Origin of the sequence: Mesorhizobium sp. B2-3-5 (assembly GCF_006442395.1) — a bacterium.
GTDB lineage: Bacteria > Pseudomonadota > Alphaproteobacteria > Rhizobiales > Rhizobiaceae > Mesorhizobium.
The window spans coordinates 135,724-156,787 of the sequence record NZ_VFVX01000008.1 but is presented as its reverse complement, the minus strand read 5'-3'; the positions used below and the strand labels follow the sequence as shown (position 1 = coordinate 156,787).

Below are 21,064 nucleotides of genomic sequence, written 5' to 3'. Positions count from 1 at the left end.
AGGAACCATGAGACATGCATTGATCACCGCGCTCGCCCTCGGAGCGGCCACGCTGGCCGCTCCGGCAAAGGCGGACACATTCGACATCGTCAAGCAGAGGGGCTCGATCCTGTGTGGCGTCAGCCAGGGGGTGGCCGGCTTCTCAGCACCCGACGACCAGGGAAAATGGAGCGGCTTCGACATCGATTTCTGCCGCGCGGTTTCAGCCGCCGTTTTCGGCGACCCCGACAAGGTCAGCTACGTGCCGCTGTCGACCAAGGAGCGCTTCACGGCGCTGCAGGCCGGCACCGTCGATATCCTGTCGCGGCAGTCGACCTGGACCTTGTCGCGCGACACGGGCATGGGCATCCACTTCGTCGGCGCCGCCTATTATGACGGCCAGGGCTTCATGGTGCGCAAGGACCTCGGCGTGGATAGCGCGCTGAAGCTCTCTGGCGCAACGGTGTGTGCGGAACAAGGCACCACCACCGAGCAGAACGTCGCCGACTACTTCACCGCCAACAAGATGAAGTACGAGGCGGTCGTCATCGATTCCGCCGACAGCATCATCAAGGCGTTCGACAGCGGCCGTTGCGACGTCTACACCACGGACGCTTCGGCGCTCTATGCGCAGCGCCTGAAGCTGACCGATCCCGCGGCCTTCATGGTGCTGCCGCAGATCATCTCGAAGGAGCCGCTGGGTCCGGCCGTACGCAAGGGCGACGACAAGTGGTTCGATGTCGTGCGCTGGACGCTGTTCTCGCTGATCGAGGCGGAAGAGGACGGCATCACGCAAGCCAATGCGGAAGCCTCGCTGAAGTCGCAGAACCCGACGATCCGCCGGTTCCTCGGTGTCGAGGGCGACAACGGCAAGCAGATCGGGCTCGAACCGGCCTTCGCCTACAACATCGTCGCCAAGCTCGGCAATTATGGCGAGATCTTCGAACGCAATCTCGGCCAGTCGAGCCAGTTGAAGATCGCGCGCGGCATCAACGCGCTGTGGAATGCCGGCGGCCTGATGTATGCGCCACCCGCGCGCTGAGGCCTGAAGCCGAACGCTTGTTTGGTGCCGGGCCGGCAACGGGCCCAGGCTCCTTGCCCGGCCATTCCACTTCACGGAACGGAGCGGTGATGTGTGCCGTCGCGCATCATCGCCGCTCTTCGATCGATGTCCGGAATTTGGACATAAAAACGTTTTTATCCTTCTTGAAAACGTTTTTATCCGATGTTACGGATGCTGACCCTTGAGAAGCAGCGGTCCATGGCAGCGAGCAAAAAATCCGAGCATCGGGAACTTTCGCCGACGATCAAGACGTTGGCGGCCCACACGGGTTTTTCGATCGCCACCGTCTCGAAGGCTCTGCGCGGTTCCCCCGTGGTCGCCCAGCAGACCAGGGACGCCATCGTCGCCGCAGCGCGGACTCTGGGCTATCAGGCGAACATCCGAGGCATGGCGCTGAGGACCGGCAAGACCTATCGGGCGGCGGTGCTGATGCCGATAACGTCCGCTGCCGGCTATGAGTGGGACGGCGTTGAATACACACAGATCCTGAGCGGCATAAGCCAGGCGCTGGAAAACAGCGACTATCAGCTCTCCGTTCACGGTTTCCGGGATTTCGGCGACGCTTTCGACACAGCCCGCCGCATCGTCGACCAGAGCGCGGCCGACGGCCTGATCTTTTCCGGCGTGCAAGCCGACGATCCGCGTATCGACATGCTGGTCGAAAGCGATTTTCCGTTCGTGTCGCTTGGCCGATGCCGCAAGCCGCTCACCTATGCCCATGTCGATGTCGACAATGAATGGGCGGCATTCACCGCCACGGCCCGGCTGATAGCGGGCGGACATCGGCGGATAGCGCTGATCAACGCGGATCGCCGTCTTTCCTATGCCCTGGACAGGATTGACGGCTTTTCGCGCGCCTTCGACGAGGCAGGGCTTGCCACATCGATGGACCTTGTGGCCGACGGCGATCTGTCCACCCGCTTCGGCCGTGACAGCGCGCTCAGACTACTTGGCTTGCCCAGCCCGCCCACCGCCCTGGTGTGCATCAACGAATCCACCACCCTGGGCGTCCTGTCGGCGCTGGGCAGCCTCGACCGGCGCGTCGGGGTGGATGTCGACGTCATCGCCTATGACGATATCAACGTCAGCGCGTACTTCACCCCGCCGATCACGACATTCTACCAGCCAATCGAACTCCTCGGCCGCAAGCTCGGGGAGTTTCTGCTGCGACGCATGGCGGGCGAGGATCCCTCAAAGCTCACCATGGTCTCGAGACCCGAGCTCATCGGCCGGCAGCCGGACAATCTCGGCGGGCGAAACCGCCGCTAATCATGACATGGGAGGAAAGAACATGAAGAAGATTCTGATCGGACTTGCGCTGACGCTATTGACGGCCGGCACTGCCGGCGGCGCCGACCTCGGAGGCAAGGTCCTGAAGGTGGGTTCCGACACCACCTCGCCGCCGATGGAAAGCGTCGACGCGGCGAGCGGCCAGATCGTCGGTTTCGACGTCGATGTGATCAAGGCGGTCTGCGGCAAGATCAACTGCAAGGCTGAATTCGTCACCACCGGCTGGGATGGTATCTTCGCCGCTCTCGACCAGGGAAGTTTCGACCTGGTCGCCTCCGGCGTATCCATCACCGACGAACGCAAGAAGGCGATGGATTTCTCGGACCCCTACATCATCAACAGTCAGGCCGTCCTCATGCGCGTTGAAGACGAGGGCCTGTCCCTCGATGACTTCAAGGCGAAAGGCAAGAAGCTCTCGGCGCAAGCCAACACCACCGACGCACAGGTCGCCGAAAGCATCGTCGGCAAGGACAATGTGGTCGCGTATGACAGTTTCGCCGCCTCCGTCATAGCGCTGAAGAACAAGGACGTGGACGGCGTCGTGATCAACGGCGCCAATGCGGCCGCGTATGAAAAGGAATTCGCGGGCGAACTGGTGGTGCCGATCAGGAATCTCCAATCCGATCCCCTGGGGCTGGTCTTCCGCAAGGGTGACGAGAATGTCGCCGCCTTCAACGAAGGGCTGAAGGCCATCAAGGCCGATGGCAGCCTCGACGCGCTGATCGCCAAATACTGGGGCGTGAAATAACTGCCTGAAAGACTTCGGCTCCGGTGCCGGGCGCCGGAGCCGCCGTGAGGGAGGGACGGGACCGGATGCAGTTTCTGATGCGCCTGCGGCCCAGCAATCTGATCATCGTGGCGGCTTTGCCGTTCATCGTCTATCTCTTCGCTTCGTCGATCAACTACCAGCGATCGCTTCGCGCCATCCTGGGCGTGGAGAACGGCTCGTCGGTCTTCGTGCCTGGCTTTCTGGTGCTGGCTGTCGCCTTTTTCGCCGGTCTTGCCGTGGTCGTGTTCTCGCGCGCTTCGTCCAGGTCACCGCGTCTCGCGACGGTCGCCGCCGGGGTCAACCTTGCCGCCGCGATGGTGCTTGCGACAACCGGCGTCGCCTATCCCTTCGTGGCCTCGGTCGTGGCGAACGCCGTCGATCCGTTCACCTCCAATCTGGTGGTTCAAGGCGTTACGCCGCGGCGATTGACGGATGCCGCCGACCTCATGGTGCGCGGCCAGGCCGCACTCCTGTTGCGAGCCTATTTCGGCCTGACGATCGTGCTCCTCGGTGCATTCTTCATCGCCGCCCGCAATGGCACCGGCAACGCGACGCACCGTTGTTCCCGCTTCGCACTTGCGGCGGTGAACGGCGCAGGGTTGGTCTTCATCCTGCTTTTCGCGCATATCGCATTCGCGGCGGGCGTCGCCACGACGATCCGGGCGGCCGTCGCCGCCTACATGCTGGCGGCAATGATGGGCTTGCTCTGGGTCGGGCTCCTCAAACTCAAATACAGCTGGCGGGCAGACCTGACCTGCATCGCGGCAACCATCCTCATGATCTGCGCTGCCGCGTGGTTCCTGCTTCAGCCACGCGACAGCTATGTGCTTGTGGGGTCTCTCGCCGGGAAGGTCGCGGTCACGGCCGGGACCCCGTCGGGGATACTTGGTCCCGTCCGCTACGGGCAATTTCCCGGGGGTCCCGACCGCGATGTGCCGCTGCGCACCTTTCGTGGCGCGCCGGAAGCGCTCGACGCGATCGGCAAGGCTCCCGATATCAGCGCGGCACTTGTTCCCGCCGCAACGGCGCCGGGCGCATTGCCCGTGCTGTGGCAAGCAGAGGCGTTGAACGATCGCGACAAGGCGTTCGGCATTACGCTCGCGGTGCTGGCGATCGTGCTTGGGCTGCTGACCTTCGGCGGTCATATCCACCGCAGACACCCGCTCTCGATCGGCTCGGAATTCATCGTCGACACGATCCGTGGCATCCCGATGCTGGTTATCGTTCTCTATGTCGGCCTGCCGCTCGCCGGCGCGCTCAAGGACGCGACGCAGGGCGTGGTCGATCCGCCGAACCTGGTGCGCGGCATTGCCGCCATGGCGCTGGCCTATTCGGCCTATCTCGCCGAAATATTTCGTTCCGGCATCAATGCAATCCCTGCGGGCCAGATCGAGGCAGCACACAGTCTCGGCCTCAATGGCTGGCGTACTGCCCGGCTGGTTGTGCTGCCGCAAGCCTTCCGCATCATCATTCCGCCGCTCGGCAACGAACTGATCGCCATCCTCAAGGACACGTCCTTGCTCTCTATCCTGTCGATCCGTGACATCACGCAGCGTATGCGGGAATTCCAGTCGGCAAGTTTCCTGCCGTTCGCGCCCTACAACTCAGCCGCCATCTTCTACATTTTCCTGACGTTGGCGGCGGCAAGCCTCGTCAGCACCATCGAGAGAAAATATGACATCAAGCATCGATAACGCACGCCGGACCCTTGAAGCCCGCGCCGCCGGTCTGGTCTTTCCGCAAGGCTTCGTGTTCGGCGCCGCGACCGCGGCCTATCAGATCGAGGGCGCGCATGACGCGGACGGCAAGGGCGAAAGCATCTGGGACCGGTTCTGCCGTGTTCCCGGCGTGATCGTGGATGGCTCGAGCGGTGATATAGCCTGCGATCACTATCATCGCTGGAAGGAAGATATCGCTGTGCTCAAGGCGCTCAGCCTTGGCGCCTATCGCTTTTCCCTCGCCTGGACGCGGCTTCTTCCCGAAGGTCGAGGCGACGCCAGCGCCAAGGGTATCGCCTTCTACGATCGGCTGGTCGACGATCTGCTTGAAGCCGGCGTCGAGCCCTATGCAACGCTCTACCACTGGGACCTTCCGCAGGCGTTGCAAGACCGTGGCGGCTGGTACAGTCGCGAAACCGCCACCGCCTTTGCCGATTATGCCGGGCTTGCCGCCCGCAGCTTCGGCGATCGCGTCAAGAAATGGACGACGCTCAACGAGCCCTGGACCTTCTGCTGGTCGGGACACGCGACCGGTGAGGATGCGCCGGGATTGCGGGATGGTGTGAAAGGCGGCGTGACTGCAAGTCATCATGCATTGCTGGGTCATGGCCTGGCTGTTCCAGTCATCCGGGCCGAGGTAGCGGATGCGTCAGTCGGCATCGTCTTCGATCTCAACGTCGCGGAGGCCGCTACCGATGATCCGCGCGATGTCGCGGCGACATGGCGCTTCGACGGCGCCCAGAACCGCTGGTTTCTCGACGCCGTCTTCACGGGCACATACCCGCAGGACATGCTGGAGCTCTACGGCGATCTGCTGCCGCCGGTCGATGCCCGGGATAATCAGATCATCGCCGCGCCGGTGGACTATCTGGGCATCAACATCTACCGTCGCTCGGTGATCGCGGCGGGTGACGAACTCGCGCCGCTAAGCTATCGACGGGTGCAACCGAAAGGCATCTATTCGGCGGTCGATTACGAGATATGGCCGCGCTGCATGTACGACATCCTGCGCTATGTGAACGACCGCTATGCGCCGCAGGCAATCTACATTTCCGAGAACGGCGTCGCCACGACGCCGGAAAAGGTTGGCGACGACGGGCGTGTCTGGGACGATCTGCGCGCCGCCTACTACGTCGATCATCTCGAGCAAGTGGCCAAGGCGGCGGGCGAGGGCGTGCCGGTGCGGGGTTATTTCGCCTGGACACTGACCGACAATTTCGAATGGGCCTATGGCTATACGACACCGTTCGGCATCACCCATGTCGATTTCGCCACGCAGCAACGCCACATCAAATATTCCGGCGAGGTCTACGCCATGATTGCCCGGCAGGAAACCGTGCCGGTCGCCAAGAGCGCCTGACTTGGCTGCGGAAGGGCATGGCGGCACGGTCCTTATAACTGGCGCCGGGCGCGGGCTCGGCCACGAGCTGGCGTTGCAATACGCCCACCATGGCTGGCGCGTGATCGGTTGCGGGCGCACGCATCCGGCTCAAGGTTGCACGGGTCGAATCGAGTTCCAGCCGCTCGATGTCGCCGATCCCGCTTCCATTTGCGACCTTGCCACGCGGCTCACCGGCAGACCCGTGGATGTGCTTGTCAACAATGCCGCCATCCGCAGCGAGATCCCTGGCCTGCACAGCTTTGCCCCGGATGAATTCCTGAAGGTCATGCGGACGAACACGCTCGGTCCGTTGTTGCTGGCGAGGGCGCTGCGCCCGAACCTGGTTGCGGGGCGCATGCGCGTCATCGCCAACATCGGCAGCCGGGCGGGGTCGATGGCTGAGGGGCTGCTCGATGATTATGACGACGACTATGCCTACCGCTGCTCGAAGTCAGCGCTCAACATGGTCTGCGCCCAGTTGGCGCAGGATTTGCGCGTCGACGGGATAACGGTGTTGTCGCTCCATCCAGGTTGGGTAAAGACGGATATGGGAGGCGATCAGGCGGTTCTGGCGGTCGAGGACAGTGCGCGGGGCCTGCGCACGATCATCGATAGTGCGACGCCTGGAGATAGCGGCTCCTTCCAGACGTTCGACGGCGTGCCCATCGGGTGGTAGTCGAAAAGCACCCGGTCTCCACGCTGGATGCCGCCATGGCTGCCAGGAAAGCGGCGTTGAAGACATCGCCGGCACCGATCGTGTCGACAACGCGGACATCGGATGCGACGGCCTCGACAAGCGTGCTATCGGGGCCGATGGAGATGGCGCCTCGCGGTCCGCGCTTGACGACGAAGGTCGCGCCTTCGCGCATGCTGGAGCGGATTTCTCGCGCGGCCTGCTCCGGGCTGGTCCGGCATAGGCGCAAAGCCGCCTCTTCGCGTCACACAGGGTTCATCGTGCGGACATAGCGTCCTTCCCAGGTCTTTGCTGCAATGCAAAAGGAGTGGGACATGGTGGACATAGTTTCTAGTGAAGCGGGCATCCCGAGACCGGAGCATCCGCTCGAGCAATCAGGCAGTGCGAAGTGGTTCCTGCCCGCCTTCGGCGTGCTGGTGCTGGTCGGCATCGTCTATGTCGGTTACGCGCTGAGCCAGGATCTGGCGGTAGCCAAGACCGTGCCCTGGATCCTGCTCGGCATCGCCCTGCTGATCGCGCTCGGCTTCGAATTCGTCAACGGTTTCCACGACACCGCCAATGCGGTGGCGACCGTCATCTACACGCGCTCCCTGCCGGCCGAATTCGCCGTGATGTGGTCGGGCGTTTTCAATTTCCTCGGAGTGCTCACCTCGAGCGGCGCGGTCGCCTTCGGCATCCTGTCACTGCTGCCGGTCGAGCTCATCCTGCAGGTCGGCTCCTCCTCGGGCTTCGCCATGGTGTTCGCGCTGCTCGTCGCGGCGATTCTGTGGAACCTCGGCACCTGGTTCCTTGGCCTGCCGGCGTCGAGCTCGCACACGATGGTCGGCTCGATCATCGGCGTCGGCCTCGCCAACCAGTTCATGGCGCCGGCCGGCAGCGCCACCAGCGGCGTCGATTGGGGGCAGGCGACCAATGTCGGCACCACCTTGCTCGTCTCGCCGATCGTCGGCTTCTTCGCCGCCGCCATCCTGCTCTATGTAATGAAGTTGCTGGTGCGCAACCCGGCTCTCTATGAAGCGCCGAAGGGCAATGCCCCGCCGCCCTGGTGGATCCGCGCCTTGCTGATCTTCACCTGCACCGGCGTCAGCTTCGCGCACGGCTCCAATGACGGACAGAAAGGCATGGGCCTGATCATGCTCATCCTGATCGGCGTCGTGCCGACCGCCTACGCGCTCAACCGCACGCCCGACATCAACTATCTCGAGGCCTACAAGTCGGCTTCCGTCAACGTCGAGACGGCGCTGGGCAAATATGTCAAGCCCGGCGTCACCGTTGCCGATGCCAATGCTGCAAAGGCAGCCGTGCAGGAAGCCGTGCGCAGCAAGACGTGGAACGATCAGACGACCGTTGCTCTGCAGGCCTATATTCACAACACAACTGCCGAGCTGCAGCCTTACGCTTCGGTCGAAAAGGTGCCGACCGATCTGGTCAGCAACGCGCGAAACGACATCTACCTGATCGGCGAAGCGCTGAAGCTGATCGACAAGAAGAAGCTGCTGCCGATGAAAGACGACGACCTGAAGGCGGTGACCGACTACCACAAGGCCGTCGACAATGCGACGAAGTTCATCCCGCTCTGGGTGAAGGTGGCTGTCGCGCTGGCCCTCGGACTGGGCACGATGGTCGGCTGGAAGCGCATTGTCGTCACTGTCGGCGAAAAGATCGGCAAGAGCCACCTGACCTACGGCCAGGGTGCTGCCGCCGAACTCGTCGCCATGGTGACCATCGGCATGGCGGACCGGCTCGGCATGCCCGTGTCGACCACCCACGTGCTGTCGTCGGGCGTCGCCGGAACGATGGCCGCCAACGGCTCGGGCTTGCAATGGTCGACGGTGCGCAACCTGTTGCTGGCCTGGGTGTTGACCCTGCCGTGCTCGATCACGCTCGCTTTCGTGCTGTTCATCGTCTTCCGCCAGGTGTTCTGAGCGGAGCCGAGAGTTCTCGAACATAAGGGCAGCGCCAGCGACCGGCGCTGCCTTTTTCGTTGAGCGAGGGGCAAGTCTGAAGAGAGTGCGTGCATTTGCGTTGGCCGGCGCATGCCTTGGAGATTGGCGCGAAACGCCCATCGCTTCGTCATCCTGGAGCAAAGCGGCGCGGCGCAGCCCCCAGCATCCATGCCAAGACTTCAAAGCGTTGCTACGGTGCGGAAATCTGCTTCGCCGCACTCTTCGATCAAGGTAACGGCGTGGATCCCTGGGTCTTCGTTCCGCTTCGCGTCGCTGCGCCCAACGGCACAAGGGGCCCCGGCAAATCTTGAACGGCGACCCGCTCGATCGAGCGACTGGAATCTCGCTGACAATAGATACCTGAGATACCCGGTGAAAAATCACCGCACGGGTTTGGCTAGGTCGGGTCCTCGCGGTGCAGATCGTGGATGGCGACGCCCTCGACATTGGTCGGCAGGGTCAGCCACTGGCGATGACGCAAGGTGCGCTGCGTGTCCTCCAGGCCCATCTCCCAGTGCTCGCGCATCGAGGTGCCGGAGAATTCATAGTCCTTGGCGTGTCCCTCGTAGCCCTTGTGCTGGTAGATCAGGTGGACGATGTTGACGACGCCGGCGTTGGAATAGTCGGCGATCAGCTCCTTCTCGCCGTCTTTCAGCAACTCGGGGGGCACGCGCTTCAGCGCCTCGAGCAGCTTCATCTTGAGCGCGTGGATGCGCTGGAAATTGTCGGTATTCTGGCGCGTGCGGCTGGAATACATGATGTCCTTGTGGCGCGACAGCACGTCGGCCATGCCGCGTGGCAGGACGCCGCGGGCGCTGAACAGATCGACCTGGAACACCAGCGAGGAGCGGTCCTCTTCCTGGTCGAGCAGATACTGCAGCGGCGTGTTGGAGACGATGCCGCCGTCCCAGTAGTACTCGCCCTCGATGCGGACCGACGGGAAGGCGGGAGGCAGCGCGCCGCTGGCCATGATGTGCTCGGGTCCGATGCGCACCTTGTCGGTGTCGAAATAGACGAAGTTGCCGGTCCGGACATTGACCGCGCCGACGCTTAGCCGCTTCCTGCCGTCATTCAGGACATTGAAGTCGATCAGACTCTCCAGCGTGTCCTTCAGTTCGGCGGTGTCGTAGAAGCTGGTGGCGCCCTCGGCGCCGGCATGCTCGAACCAGGGGTTGGGACTGCGCGGCTTGAAGAAGCCGGGCTGGCCCATGGTCATCGTCATCCACGAGGAGGTGCGGTTGCGGATGTCGCGGTAGATGTCGCCCTCCGGCGTATACGACCAGATCTTGCGGCCCGAGATCGTCTGCCAGAACTGCTCCAGCCGCTGCAGCCGGCGGCTGGACTCATTGCCGGCAATGATCGCGGCGTTGATGGCGCCGATCGAGACGCCGGACAGCCAGCTCGGCTCGCAGCCGGCCTCGGCCAGCGCCTGGTAGACGCCGGCCTGGTAGGCGCCGAGCGCACCGCCGCCCTGGAACACCAGCGCGACGCGGTCGTATTGCGCCGAGATCTCCTCGATGGTGGCGGCGGCTTCCTTGTTTCGGTTGCGTTCAAGCACGAATTTTCTCCGGCAGGGTTGTGCTGTTTGCGAGCTGGCCGTGACCGGCAAGATAGTCGTGGACCACCTCGCCCAACCCGAGCGTCAGATCGGCTTTGAAGTGGACGGCGGACACGATGTCGAGCACCGGCAGCTTCGCCACGTCGGCCATGACGTGGGGCCGCAGATCGAGCGCGGCCGGCGCCGTCCAGGCTTCCTTCAGTGTTATGTCGGTCAGGTAATAGCGCACCAGCTCGCAGATGCGTGGCGTGCCGTCGACATGCGGGATGATCTTGATCAGGAAATTGGGGGCGGCGAGCGAGGCAAGCACGGAATCGTGGTCGGCCTCGCGGTGCTTGTAGCCCATCGTGCCGGTGGCGCACAGAACGCTGCCATAGTGCAGCGTGCCGACGATCACCTCCCCCTCATGGACGATTTTGGGATTGGCCAGCTTCTTTGGAAACCCCCACAGTTCGCGCCCGCCGGCAATGGGCGCGTCGTCGTCGAGATACATGGAATGAACGTAGCCACCATGCTGGCCCTTGTAGCGCACCGGGATGACCTGGCCGGTCTCGGTGTAGTCGCCGAAGCCGGTCGAATCGGGCATGCGGATGAATTCGTACTTGACCAGCGGCTCGTCGATCTCCAGCGGCGCCGGCACGACGGCTTCGAGCGCCTCGCGCGTCGTGCGGTAGGTGATGATGATGTATTCGCGGTCAAAGAAACGGTAGGGGCCGGGCGGAAAAGACGGGTTGGTCAGCGGCATCGCATAGGCGCGCTTCAAAACATCGGCGATTTCCAAGCTGCACCCCCAAGGTTTTGTCAGGTGAAGTTTCGTCAGGCGAATTGCGTTCAGGAATGACCGCGCGAATGCGCACGATTATGTTGCACGGCACCATGACAGTGCCGTGTCAGCCTGACGACCGCGGTCCCGGACCGCGCGGGGCAATACCAGGGCTGTCGTCTGGCTGTAATCGCATCGACACATGGCTCTGTCATTGTCATGCTGCGACGCACAATTATATGCTCCTATTCTCCTCCCTCCTCTCGCGAGATCATCATGGGTTCCCTGTCTTCGAAGAATGCCCTCGTCACCGGCTCGACCAGCGGTATCGGCCTGGCCATCGCCCGAGCCTTCGCCGCCGAGGGCGCCAACGTCACCATCAACGGCCTTGGCGATGCCGCCGCGATCGAGCAGGAGCGCGCCGGCATCGAGAAGGATTTCGGCGTCAAGTGCCGCTACTCCGATGCCAACATGATGGACGGCGCGGCGGTGAGCGCCATGGTGCATGACACCGAGGCCGCGTTCGGCAGCCTCGACATCCTGGTCAACAATGCCGGCATCCAGCATGTCGCGCCGATCGAGGAATTCCCGGACGACAAGTGGGAAGCCATCATCCGCATCAATCTGCTCGCGGCCTTCTATGCCATCAAGGCGGTGGTGCCTGGCATGAAGGCGCGCAAATGGGGCCGCATCATCAACACGGCTTCCGCGCACGCGCTGGTCGCCTCGCCGTTCAAATCGGCCTATGTGTCGGCCAAGCATGGCATTGCGGGCCTGACCAAGACGGTGGCGCTGGAAGTGGCGCAGGATGGCATCACCGTCAACGCCATCGCACCGGGCTATGTCTGGACGCCGCTGGTCGAGAAGCAGATCCCCGACACGATGAAGGCGCGCGGCATGACCGAGGAACAGGTCAAGCACGATGTGCTGCTCGCCGCACAGCCGACGAAGGAATTCGTCACTGTCGAGGAGCTTGCTGCGCTGGCGCTGTTCCTGTGCTCGGACGCGGCCAAGCAGATCACCGGCACGACCTTGCCGATGGATGGCGGCTGGACGGCGCAGTAGAGTAATTCCGGCTTCATGGCCACGGCCTGAAAGGCGTTCCCCCGTCGCCGCGGGATGGTTGTATCCTGACGGCGGTGGCGGAGGATCGGGAGTTATCCGCGGCGATGCGCCGTGTGGAGTGACCGGCTAGCGAAGGAAGAGAGGCCTTTCCCTTCAAACCGTCATCAAGCCGTTACCCGGACCTCCTATCCGGAACCCGGAGAGCGGGCAGCTTGCATGCCGCAATGCACAGCTGTGCAAGCGCTTCGATTGGCTTCATGCTGATCGTCGAGCGGTTCCTGAAGGCCGATGTGCTGTCGCGGATTGGCGAATTAAGCGCGAGCATGGGCGTCAACCGATGACGGCGGACAAGAACTCGACCACGGGGGACAAGATCTCGGACAAGCTCCGTTCGGTCAGCGCCCTGCATGTCGCGCGCCAGGCCGGCGTCTCGCGCTCGGCGGTGTCGCGTGCCTTCACGCCGGGCGCCAGCGTCGCCAGGGAGACGCGCGAGAAAATCATGCGCGCGGCCGAGGAACTCGGCTATCAGGTCAACGATCTGGCGCGCGGCCTGCTCGCCAACCAGAGCCGGCTGGTGGGGCTGGTGGTGACCAAGCCGGAAGTCGGTTTTCGCGCCCATCTCGCCGCGGCGCTCACCAAGGCCCTGATCCATCGCGGCAATGTTCCGGTGATGATCAACACCGGCCAGACCGAACAGGAGCTGATATCGGCCCAGAAGACGCTGCTCGGCCATCGCGCCGAGGCGACCATCATCCTGTCCGGCTCGCCGCCATCATCCTTCTTCGAGCTTGCGCGGCGCAACGGCCAGCCGCTTGTGGTCATCGGCCGTTCCGAGCCGGAAGCCGATCACATCCAGACCGACGGCGGCGCGGCGGCGAAGCTCGCGGCAGCGATGTTCGTCGCGCGCGGCATGACGAAACTTGGCCTGGCGGGATCGCTGTCGGGCACGCCCACCATCACCGAGCGCGAGGACGCCTTCCGCGCCGAGGCGGCGCGCCTGGGCGCCGAGGTCGTGATCGCGCGAGGCAGGGATACGGACTATGCCGGCGGACTGCAGGCGGGCAGGGCGCTGATCGACGGCCAGAGCCGGCCACAGGCGATTTTCTGCGTCAACGACCTCATTGCCTTCGGCGTCATGGACCATGCCCGTCAGGCCGGGCTCGACATTCCCAGCGATCTCTGCGTGGTCGGCTTCGACGATGTTCCCGAGGCCGGTTGGCTTGCCTATCCGCTGACCACCTTCCGCCAGGATCCGGAGACCATGGCCGCCAGGGCCGTCGCGTTACTTGACCTGCGACAACGAGAACCGGATCTGGCGCCCATTCGCCAGCGTCTGAGCGTGCCGCTGGTCGTGCGCGGCAGTTTTGTCCCGCATCATGCGGCCGATTTCCAGACAGTTCCTCCTGAAATCGTCAGCCAAAGGTCGATGCCCATGAAGATCATCCAGCTCTCCGACCCGCATCTGATGGCACCGGGCGGCCTTCTCTACGGCTCCGATCCGCTTGCCAGACTGGACGCCTGCCTGGCGGATATCGGCGAAAACCATGCCGATGCCGATCTAGTGGTGATATCAGGCGACCTGACCAATGATGGCGAGCGCACCGCCTATGCGGCGTTGCAGGAGAGGCTGGCGCAATTTTCTCGGCCCTGCCGGCTGATGCTCGGCAACCACGACGACCGTGTGCTTTTCCTTGAAAGGTTCCCCCATGCCGCCGAGCAAGGGTTCGTGCAGAGCGTTTTCGACGGCAGCGAGGGTCGGCTGATCCTGCTTGATACGCTGGACAGTGGCCATGTCGAGGGCAGGCTGTGCGCGGCGCGTCTCGACTGGCTCGACGAACGGCTGCAAGAGGCGCATGGCCGGCCGGTCTTTCTCTTCATGCATCACCCGCCGTTCCGGATACACATGCCGGTGCTCGACGCGGTCAAGCTCGCCGACGCCGATACGTTCCACGACCTCCTGGCGCGCCATGGCAATGTCCGCCACATCTTCGCCGGCCATGTCCATCGGCTGATCGCCGGCAGCTGGCGCGGCATACCGGTCAGCACTTTGCGCAGCACCAACCACCAGACCGCGCTCGATTTTTCCGACAGCTGGAGCCTGGGCCACGAGCCGCCCGCCTATGCCGTCATCTTCATCGACGCGGATGGAGTGATCGTGCATTTCCACGAATTTCCGATCGCCGGATAACGCGCGAGGCACCGACAGGACCGCGGTGCTGACGCTCATTTAGCGAGTCGCCGCCGAGATCGAAGAAATTGTCGTCGAGACCGATGGAGGGAACCTGCAATTCCGCGGCGAAGATGCCGGCAATCGAATGTCCCGGTCCGTCGCCGGGCAATGCGGCAGGCCGAATCCGTTGTTGGACATTCATCGGAAAAGCCTGACCGACGGAAGTTCACCGCAAGCGCTTTACGCGGCGGACCGGCCCCTAACAAGCCCTTGCGCCGTGCATCCCTGGAGGTGTGGCCGCGAACTGTCCGCGGTGCCTGGAGCAAACCGGCGGATCGCCCTATTTACCGGCTTTCCCGGGCCTCTCTTTCACGTCCCCGAGCCCTCCGGGAAAGTGCTGCAAAAGTACACAAATTTGGACATTAGTCTTGACAGAAATACAGATGTTCAATACCCGTCAGGTGATTGAACAAGCCTGCAATGTGGGAGGAACGAGCGGTATGGCTTCCAATGTTTCGTTGACGGGCCTTGCCCGCGATCTCGATGAACGCGGCAAGTCGGGCAAGCCCATCCGCATCGGCCTGATCGGTTCCGGCGAAATGGGAACCGACATCGTCACCCGCGTCGCCCACATGTCCGGCATCGAGATCGGTGCCATCTCGGAGCTCAACCTGCCCGCCGCCAGCAAGGCGGTGGACATCGCCTTCCAGGAAACCGGGCATGCACGCGAAGTGTCGAACGCTTCGGCGATGACGGCCGCCATGGAGGCCGGCAAGGTGGCGGTGACCAACGACGCCAGCCTGGTCATCAACAATGATCTCATCGACGTCGTCATCGACGCGACCGGTGTTCCCGCCGTCGGCGCCGAGATCGGCTTGCGCGCCATGGAGCACGGCAAGCATCTGGTGATGATGAATGTCGAGGCCGACGTCACGATTGGCGCCTACCTCAAGAGCGAGGCCGACCGGCTCGGCGTCACCTATTCGCTGGGCGCCGGCGACGAGCCGTCCTCCTGCATGGAACTGATCGAATTCGTTTCGGCCATGGGCCACCCGATCGTCGCCGCCGGCAAGGGCAAGAACAATCCGCTCAACATCGACGCGACGCCGCCCGACTATGAGGAAGAGGCCAGGCGCCGGCACATGAATGTGCGTATGCTGGTCGAATTCGTCGACGGCTCGAAGACCATGGTCGAGATGGCGGCGATCGCCAATGCCACGGGACTGGTGCCGGACAAGGCCGGCATGCATGGCCCGGCGGCGACGCTCGGCGAACTGAACAAGGTGCTGGTGCCGCAGAAGGATGGCGGCGTGCTGTCCAGGGTCGGCGTCGTCGACTATTCGATCGGCAAGGGCGTCGCGCCCGGCGTTTTCGTCGTCGCCGACATGTCACATCCGCGTATCTCGGAGCGCATGGAAGATCTGAAGATGGGCAAGGGCCCATACTTCACCTTCCATCGCCCCTATCATCTGACGTCGCTGGAAGTGCCGCTGACCTGCGCCCGCGTCGTGCTCTACGGCAAGGCCGACATGGTGCCGCTGGCGAAGCCGGTGGCCGAGGTCTGCGCGGTGGCCAAGAAGGATATGCAGCCGGGCGAAAAGCTCGATGCGATCGGCGAATATTGCTACCGCGCCTGGATCATGACGGCGCCCGAGGCGCATGCCGCCAAGGCCATTCCTTGCGGCCTGCTGCAGGGCGGTTCGGTGACGGCGCCGATCAAGAAGGGCGAGCTCATCACCTATGCGAACGCGGCCCCGGCCGCGGGCTCCAAGATCGCCGAACTGCGCGCCCGCCAGGACAAGCTTGTCTATGGAACCGTGGGAGCCTGATCATGGCCGGAGCCAGCAAAGCCGTCGCGGACAGCCGCGCCAACCTGCCTTTCGTCTATCGCCAGTACAGCGCCGAACAGCTCAAGCAGGTGCTCTACAAGATGTATCTTATTCGCCGCTTCGAAGAGGGCGCCGAGGAAAGCTACATGCGTGGCCTGATCCACGGCACCATGCACCTGTCGATCGGCCAGGAAGCCAGCGCCATGGGCATCTGCATGCCGCTCGGCGAGGATGACCAGATCACCTCGACACATCGCGGCCACGGCCACTGCATCGCCAAGGGGGCCGAGGTGAAGCGCATGTTCGCCGAGTTCTTCGGCAAGACCACCGGCTACTGCAAGGGGCGCGGCGGCTCGATGCACATTGCCGATGTCGCCAAGGGCAATCTCGGCGCCAACGGCATCGTCGGCGGCGGCATTCCTATCGCCGTCGGCGCGGCACTCTCGTCCAAGATGATGAAGACCGGCAAGGTCGTTGTCTCCTTCTTCGGTGACGGCGCCAACAATGAGGGCGCCTTCCACGAGGCGCTGAACATGGCGGCGGTGTGGAAGCTGCCGGTTATTTTCGTCTGCGAGAACAATGGCTACGGCATGTCGACATCGACGGCCCGCTCCACCGCGGTCAAGAACATCGCCGACCGTGCCGCCGCCTATTCGATGCCGGGCGTCATCGTCAACGGCAACATCTTCTCTGAAGTCGCCGAGGCATCGCACAAGGCCGTCGAGCGGGCGCGGGCGGGCGAGGGGCCGACGCTGATCGAATCCAAGACCTACCGCCATCGCGGCCACTCCAAGAGCGACCGCAACCGCTATCGCACCAAGGAGGAGATCGAGGATTGGATGTCGAACCGCGACCCGATCACGCTGTTCGAGAACGAGCTGCGGGAATTCGGCTTCATCGACGGCCCGGGCATCGAGGCCATTCGTGAGGCGGTGGCGCGGGAAATCGCCGATGGCATCGAGTTCGCCAAGGTGAGCCCGTCGCCGGATGTGCGCGAGACCGGAAATTACGTGTATACGGAGCAGGCGTGATGGACGCGATGGTGCGTGAACTGAGCTACGCCCAGGCGATCCAGGAGGCCATGGCGGTCGCCATGGACATGGACGAACGCGTCTTCCTGATGGGCGAGGATATCGGCGTCTATGGCGGCGCCTTCCAGGTGACGGGCGATCTGGTCGATCGTTTTGGCACCGAGCGGGTGATCGACACACCGATTTCGGAACTGGGTGGCGCTGGCGTCGCGGTCGGTGCGGCGCTTACCGGCATGCGGCCGATCTTCGAGTTCCAGTTTTCCGATTTCGCCACGCTCGCCATGGAGCAGATCGTCAACCAGGCCGCCAAGATGCGCTTCATGCTGGGCGGCGAGGTTTCGGTGCCTGTCGTGATGCGCTTCCCAGCCGGTTCGGGCACGGGTGCCGCCGCGCAGCACAGCCAGAGCCTCGAGGCCTGGCTCGGCCATGTGCCGGGCCTGAAGGTCATCCAGCCCGCGACGCCCTATGATGCCAAGGGCATGCTCCTGGCGGCGGTCGCCGATCCCGATCCGGTGATGATCTTCGAGCACAAGCTGCTCTACAAGGCGAAGGGGCCGGTTCCCGAAGGCTACTACACGGTGCCGATCGGCAAGGCCGACATCCGCCGCGAGGGCCGGGACCTGACCATCGTCGCCACCTCTATCATGGTGCAGAAGGCGCTCGACGCCGCCGCCACACTGGAAGCCGAAGGCATCGACGTCGAAGTCGTCGACCTCAGGACCATCCGGCCGATGGACAGGCAGACCGTCGTCGACAGCGTCAAGAAGACGTCGCGACTGATGTGCGTCTACGAGGCGGTCAAGACGCTTGGCATCGGTGCCGAGGTCAGCGCCATGATCGCCGAAAGCGAGGCGTTCGACTATCTCGATGCGCCGATCGTGCGGCTGGGCGGCGCGGAGACGCCGATCCCCTACAATCCGGAGCTCGAAAAGGCCACGGTGCCGCAGGTTCCCGACATCATCACCGCCGCGCGCGACCTCGTGAAAGGGGTTCGCTGAAAGATGCCGACCGAAGTCATTCTTCCCAAGGTCGACATGGACATGGCGACCGGACAGATCTCGCGCTGGTTCGCCACGGAAGGCCAGCAGGTCAAAAAGGGCGATTTGCTGTTCGAGATCGAGACCGACAAGGCGGCGATGGAGATCGACGCGCCGGCCAGCGGCATCCTGCGCGATGTCACCGGCAAGGAAGGCATCGATATTCCTGTCGGCGCGCCGGTGGCCTGGATCTATGCCGATGGCGAGGCTTATGGGGCGCCGCTCTCCGCCCTCGAGGGGGAGACGTCGACGAAGTCGACAGAGGGGGTCGCCGCGGGAGGCACCTCCCTGGCGCCGAGCACTGCTATTGCGCTAAGCCCAGTCGAACCGACCCCACCCGACCGGCCTGCGGCCGGCCACCCTCCCCTCGAGGGGGAGGGGAGAACCCGCGCTACGCCTCTGGCCCGCCGCCTTGCCCGTGAGGCGGGTATGAGTCTCTCCGCCATATCAGGCACGGGCCCCTATGGCCGCATAACGAAGACCGATGTCGAAGCGGCGATCTCCTCCCCCCTCGAGGGGGAGGTGTCCGCGAAGCGGACGGAGGGGGTCGCCTCAGAAGGCACCTCCCTAGCGCCGAGCCCGGTCGAACCGATCCCACCCGACCGGCCTCTGGCCGGCCAGCCTCCCCTCAAGGGGGAGGGGGACGTGCTCCGTCTGTTCGAGGAAGGCTCCTACGATCTCGTCCCGCACGACAATATGCGCAAGACCATCGCGCGGCGGCTGGTCGAGGCCAAGACCACCATCCCGCATTTCTACCTGACGCTCGATTGCGAGCTCGACGCGCTTCTGGCGCTGCGCTCGCAGCTCAATGCTGCAGCGCCGACGAGGAAGACCGACAAGGGGGAGGCCCCGGCCTACAAGCTCTCCGTCAACGATATGGTGATCAAGGCCATGGCCATGGCGCTGAAGGCGGTGCCGGATGCCAACGCCTCCTGGACCGAGGGCGCCATGGTCAAGCACAAGCACGCCGATGTCGGCGTCGCCGTGTCGATCCCCGGCGGGCTGATCACGCCGATCATCCGCAGGGCGGACGAAAAGACGCTGTCGGTGATCTCCAACGAGATGAAGGATCTGGCCAGCCGTGCCCGCAGCCGCAAGCTGAAGCCGGAAGAGTATCAGGGCGGCACCACGGCGGTGTCGAACCTCGGCATGTTCGGCATCAAGGACTTCGCCGCCGTCATCAACCCGCCGCATGCGACGATCCTGGCGGTTGGTGCCGGCGAGGAGCGGGCGGTGGTCAGGAATGGCGAGATCAAAATCGCCACGGTGATGTCGGTGACGCTGTCGACGGACCATCGCGCCGTCGACGGAGCGCTGGGTGCGGAACTGCTCGTCGCCTTCAAGCGGCTGATCGAAAACCCGATGGGCATGCTGGTCTAGGTAAATTCCAGGAAAGGTGCGCAGCGGTTTTCCTGGAATTGGGCGCGTTGCCGGCCAGGCGGCGTCACTTGCAACGGATCGTCGAGTGGCGCCCGTCTCCGGGGGCGCGGCCCTGCCAGTGTCCATCCAGATCACCAAGCTGTCAGCGGTTAAATTAAACCAATCCGATGCCTATGCTTGAAGCCGCCGCCATTTCATTCCACATCGGTCAGCATGAAGGACGAGACACGAGAGTGGCGTCGGAATTTGCTATGGGGCTTGTCCGCATCGCTGGTCCTGCATGCGCTGATCGCAGCGCTCCTGGTCTACAGCCTGCCGAGGCCTCCCCAACAGCCGCAGCAGGAGCAACCGGTAAACATCGCGATCGTCCCTCCGCCCGATCAGCCCAAACCGAAACCTGCCCCTGCGCCGTCGCCAAAGGAAAAGCCGCCGGAACCGAAGGTTGAAAAACCACCCGAGCAGAAGGTTGAAAAGCCGCCTCCGCCGGAACTGCCTCGCAAGCCCTCGCCAATCGAGGTGCTGAAACCTGTTTTTCAGTTCGGCGCCAAGGACACCGGCCCCAGGAAATCCCTGGATGGGGCCAGCGCTCAGGACAACTCGCCGTCGCCGGCCGAGGATGCGAAGCCGCCTGTCGCGCCGAAGGATGCAGAGAACAAAACCGCCGCGCCGGCAGCCCCCGAAGAGCGGGCAGATTCAGCCAAGGCCAGCGAGAAGCCGATAACCGCGCCGAAGGATGCCGAGCCCGCACAGGAGAAGCAGGCAACTTCAACCCAGGACCTAGCTAAACAGCAGGCAGACAAACAAGAGGCGGAAGCGCACGACGCCGACAAGCAGGCGGCGACGCCGCCAACGCCGTTGGCTGCCGTTGGCGGCGACGGCGAGATCGAGCTTCCCACATCGGCGGAAGCGCCTACGCCCAAACCCGCGGACGCGCCGAAGCCCAATCCTGCAAAGGTTTCGAACTCCCGAAGCGGGAGCGCCGGGAGGTCAAGTTCCAAGGACGCAGCTGTTGCCGCATCGCCGAGTTACTCGGGTCTTCCGGGTGTTCGCAGGCTCTATTCGCAGGGCGCGACCGGTGATGCGCTGGCCGTGACCTCAATGGACGGCATGCCTCGCGGTCAGCGTGCTGCCAGACTTTGCGCCAGCGCGTTGGACCAGCAATTGGTGGACGCCTCTTATTTTCCCGAGTTGATCCCAAGTGTTCCGCTGAAGGCCGGCAATATTCTCGACGCCCCGGATGTCGCTTTCCGCACAACTACAAAATGGTACCATCTGAGCTTCCGGTGCGAGGTCGACCCCGATGCGACGAGGGTCTTGTCCTTCACCTTCCGTGTCGGGCCTACGATCCCGCCCGAAGAATGGACCCGCCTTGGACTGCCTAACCGGTAACG

17 protein-coding genes and 2 pseudogenes are annotated in these 21,064 nt (G+C 63.7%); 15 read left to right on the top strand and 4 right to left on the bottom strand.

Annotated features, from left to right (window positions below):
* The first annotated feature begins 7 nt into the window (after positions 1-7).
* From FJ958_RS12485 to FJ958_RS12460, 6 genes are all read left to right on the top strand, one after another.
* Positions 8-1,021 carry an amino acid ABC transporter substrate-binding protein gene (locus tag FJ958_RS12485; RefSeq protein ID WP_140742951.1) on the top strand — a complete coding sequence of 338 codons (1,014 nt, stop codon included), beginning with the start codon at positions 8-10 and terminating at the stop codon, positions 1,019-1,021.
* A 219-nt stretch (positions 1,022-1,240) separates the two neighbouring features.
* Positions 1,241-2,311, top strand: coding sequence for a LacI family DNA-binding transcriptional regulator (locus FJ958_RS12480; RefSeq protein WP_140742949.1), 1,071 nt, complete (start codon positions 1,241-1,243; stop codon positions 2,309-2,311).
* 22 nt (positions 2,312-2,333) lie between these two features.
* Positions 2,334-3,080, top strand: coding sequence for a transporter substrate-binding domain-containing protein (locus FJ958_RS12475; RefSeq protein WP_140742947.1), 747 nt, complete (start codon positions 2,334-2,336; stop codon positions 3,078-3,080).
* Between the two features lie 65 nt (positions 3,081-3,145).
* A complete protein-coding gene (locus tag FJ958_RS12470; protein ID WP_140742945.1) occupies positions 3,146-4,795 on the top strand; it encodes an amino acid ABC transporter permease in 1,650 nt (549 codons plus the stop codon).
* Positions 4,776-6,179 carry a GH1 family beta-glucosidase gene (locus FJ958_RS12465; protein ID WP_140742943.1) on the top strand — a complete coding sequence of 468 codons (1,404 nt, stop codon included), beginning with the start codon at positions 4,776-4,778 and terminating at the stop codon, positions 6,177-6,179. The genes FJ958_RS12470 and FJ958_RS12465 overlap by 20 nt, the downstream gene beginning before the upstream one ends.
* Position 6,180: 1 nt before the next feature.
* Entirely contained in the window at positions 6,181-6,876 is a 696-nt protein-coding gene (locus FJ958_RS12460; protein ID WP_140742941.1) for an SDR family oxidoreductase, read from the top strand.
* Between the two features lie 31 nt (positions 6,877-6,907).
* Here FJ958_RS12460 and FJ958_RS12455 read toward each other — a convergent pair.
* Positions 6,908-7,102: pseudogene (locus FJ958_RS12455) on the bottom strand (PfkB family carbohydrate kinase); the annotation flags it as partial.
* Between the two features lie 106 nt (positions 7,103-7,208).
* Here FJ958_RS12455 and FJ958_RS12450 point away from each other — a divergent pair.
* Entirely contained in the window at positions 7,209-8,819 is a 1,611-nt protein-coding gene (locus FJ958_RS12450) for an inorganic phosphate transporter (protein WP_140742939.1), read from the top strand.
* Between the two features lie 418 nt (positions 8,820-9,237).
* Here the strand turns inward: FJ958_RS12450 and FJ958_RS12445 are convergent, their stop codons facing one another.
* Together FJ958_RS12445 and FJ958_RS12440 are read right to left on the bottom strand one after the other, a co-directional pair.
* Positions 9,238-10,398 carry a patatin-like phospholipase family protein gene (locus FJ958_RS12445; RefSeq protein ID WP_140742937.1) on the bottom strand — a complete coding sequence of 387 codons (1,161 nt, stop codon included), beginning with the start codon at positions 10,396-10,398 and terminating at the stop codon, positions 9,238-9,240.
* The gene (locus FJ958_RS12440) at positions 10,391-11,179 is read right to left on the bottom strand and encodes an acetoacetate decarboxylase (protein WP_140742935.1); all 789 of its coding nucleotides are present in this window, start codon (positions 11,177-11,179) and stop codon (positions 10,391-10,393) included. Before FJ958_RS12440 ends, FJ958_RS12445 begins: the two co-directional genes overlap by 8 nt.
* 258 nt (positions 11,180-11,437) lie before the next feature.
* Here FJ958_RS12440 and FJ958_RS12435 point away from each other — a divergent pair, with 258 nt between their 5' ends.
* From FJ958_RS12435 to FJ958_RS12425, 3 genes and pseudogenes are all read left to right on the top strand, one after another.
* Positions 11,438-12,226 carry a 3-hydroxybutyrate dehydrogenase gene (locus FJ958_RS12435; RefSeq protein WP_140742933.1) on the top strand — a complete coding sequence of 263 codons (789 nt, stop codon included), beginning with the start codon at positions 11,438-11,440 and terminating at the stop codon, positions 12,224-12,226.
* Between the two features lie 337 nt (positions 12,227-12,563).
* A pseudogene (locus FJ958_RS12430) lies at positions 12,564-13,598 on the top strand (LacI family DNA-binding transcriptional regulator); the annotation flags it as partial.
* A 54-nt stretch (positions 13,599-13,652) separates the two neighbouring features.
* Positions 13,653-14,414 (top strand): phosphodiesterase, encoded by a 762-nt coding sequence (locus FJ958_RS12425; protein WP_348642203.1) that lies wholly within the window; start codon positions 13,653-13,655, stop codon positions 14,412-14,414.
* On the opposite strand, the gene FJ958_RS12420 is transcribed toward FJ958_RS12425, so the two are convergent.
* Positions 14,359-14,598: a phosphopantetheine-binding protein gene (locus FJ958_RS12420; protein WP_140742931.1), complete on the bottom strand. Its 240-nt coding sequence runs from the start codon at positions 14,596-14,598 to the stop codon at positions 14,359-14,361. The two genes, FJ958_RS12425 and FJ958_RS12420, sit on opposite strands and share 56 nt — an antisense overlap.
* A gap of 298 nt (positions 14,599-14,896) precedes the next feature.
* Between FJ958_RS12420 and FJ958_RS12415 the strand changes: the two genes are divergently transcribed.
* The 5 genes from FJ958_RS12415 (at position 14,897) to FJ958_RS12395 (ending at position 21,062) form a co-directional block, all read left to right on the top strand.
* Positions 14,897-16,225 carry an NAD(P)H-dependent oxidoreductase gene (locus FJ958_RS12415; RefSeq protein WP_140742929.1) on the top strand — a complete coding sequence of 443 codons (1,329 nt, stop codon included), beginning with the start codon at positions 14,897-14,899 and terminating at the stop codon, positions 16,223-16,225.
* A 2-nt stretch (positions 16,226-16,227) separates the two neighbouring features.
* The gene (locus tag FJ958_RS12410; RefSeq protein WP_140742927.1) at positions 16,228-17,256 is read left to right on the top strand and encodes a thiamine pyrophosphate-dependent dehydrogenase E1 component subunit alpha; all 1,029 of its coding nucleotides are present in this window, start codon (positions 16,228-16,230) and stop codon (positions 17,254-17,256) included.
* A complete protein-coding gene (locus FJ958_RS12405) occupies positions 17,256-18,254 on the top strand; it encodes an alpha-ketoacid dehydrogenase subunit beta (protein ID WP_140742925.1) in 999 nt (332 codons plus the stop codon). The genes FJ958_RS12410 and FJ958_RS12405 overlap by 1 nt, the downstream gene beginning before the upstream one ends.
* A 3-nt stretch (positions 18,255-18,257) precedes the next feature.
* Entirely contained in the window at positions 18,258-19,673 is a 1,416-nt protein-coding gene (locus FJ958_RS12400) for a pyruvate dehydrogenase complex dihydrolipoamide acetyltransferase (protein WP_140742923.1), read from the top strand.
* Positions 19,674-19,886: 213 nt separating this feature from the next.
* A complete protein-coding gene (locus FJ958_RS12395) occupies positions 19,887-21,062 on the top strand; it encodes a DUF930 domain-containing protein (protein WP_140742921.1) in 1,176 nt (391 codons plus the stop codon).
* The last annotated feature ends 2 nt before the right edge of the window (positions 21,063-21,064 follow it).

Excerpts from the sequence above, each read along its gene's own strand:
- FJ958_RS12485 (WP_140742951.1), top strand. The coding sequence starts at position 8 with ATGAGACATGCATTGATCACCGCGCTCGCCCTCGGAGCGGCCACGCTG.
- FJ958_RS12415 (WP_140742929.1), top strand. The coding sequence starts at position 14,897 with ATGGCTTCCAATGTTTCGTTGACGGGCCTTGCCCGCGATCTCGATGAA.
- FJ958_RS12480 (WP_140742949.1), top strand. The coding sequence starts at position 1,241 with ATGGCAGCGAGCAAAAAATCCGAGCATCGGGAACTTTCGCCGACGATC.
- FJ958_RS12450 (WP_140742939.1), top strand. The coding sequence starts at position 7,209 with ATGGTGGACATAGTTTCTAGTGAAGCGGGCATCCCGAGACCGGAGCAT.
- FJ958_RS12400 (WP_140742923.1), top strand. The coding sequence starts at position 18,258 with ATGCCGACCGAAGTCATTCTTCCCAAGGTCGACATGGACATGGCGACC.
- FJ958_RS12425 (WP_348642203.1), top strand. The coding sequence starts at position 13,653 with ATGCCCATGAAGATCATCCAGCTCTCCGACCCGCATCTGATGGCACCG.
- FJ958_RS12405 (WP_140742925.1), top strand. The coding sequence starts at position 17,256 with ATGGACGCGATGGTGCGTGAACTGAGCTACGCCCAGGCGATCCAGGAG.
- FJ958_RS12395 (WP_140742921.1), top strand. The coding sequence starts at position 19,887 with ATGAAGGACGAGACACGAGAGTGGCGTCGGAATTTGCTATGGGGCTTG.
- FJ958_RS12420 (WP_140742931.1), bottom strand. The coding sequence starts at position 14,598 with ATGAATGTCCAACAACGGATTCGGCCTGCCGCATTGCCCGGCGACGGA.
- FJ958_RS12465 (WP_140742943.1), top strand. The coding sequence starts at position 4,776 with ATGACATCAAGCATCGATAACGCACGCCGGACCCTTGAAGCCCGCGCC.
- FJ958_RS12475 (WP_140742947.1), top strand. The coding sequence starts at position 2,334 with ATGAAGAAGATTCTGATCGGACTTGCGCTGACGCTATTGACGGCCGGC.
- FJ958_RS12410 (WP_140742927.1), top strand. The coding sequence starts at position 16,228 with ATGGCCGGAGCCAGCAAAGCCGTCGCGGACAGCCGCGCCAACCTGCCT.
- FJ958_RS12470 (WP_140742945.1), top strand. The coding sequence starts at position 3,146 with ATGCAGTTTCTGATGCGCCTGCGGCCCAGCAATCTGATCATCGTGGCG.
- FJ958_RS12435 (WP_140742933.1), top strand. The coding sequence starts at position 11,438 with ATGGGTTCCCTGTCTTCGAAGAATGCCCTCGTCACCGGCTCGACCAGC.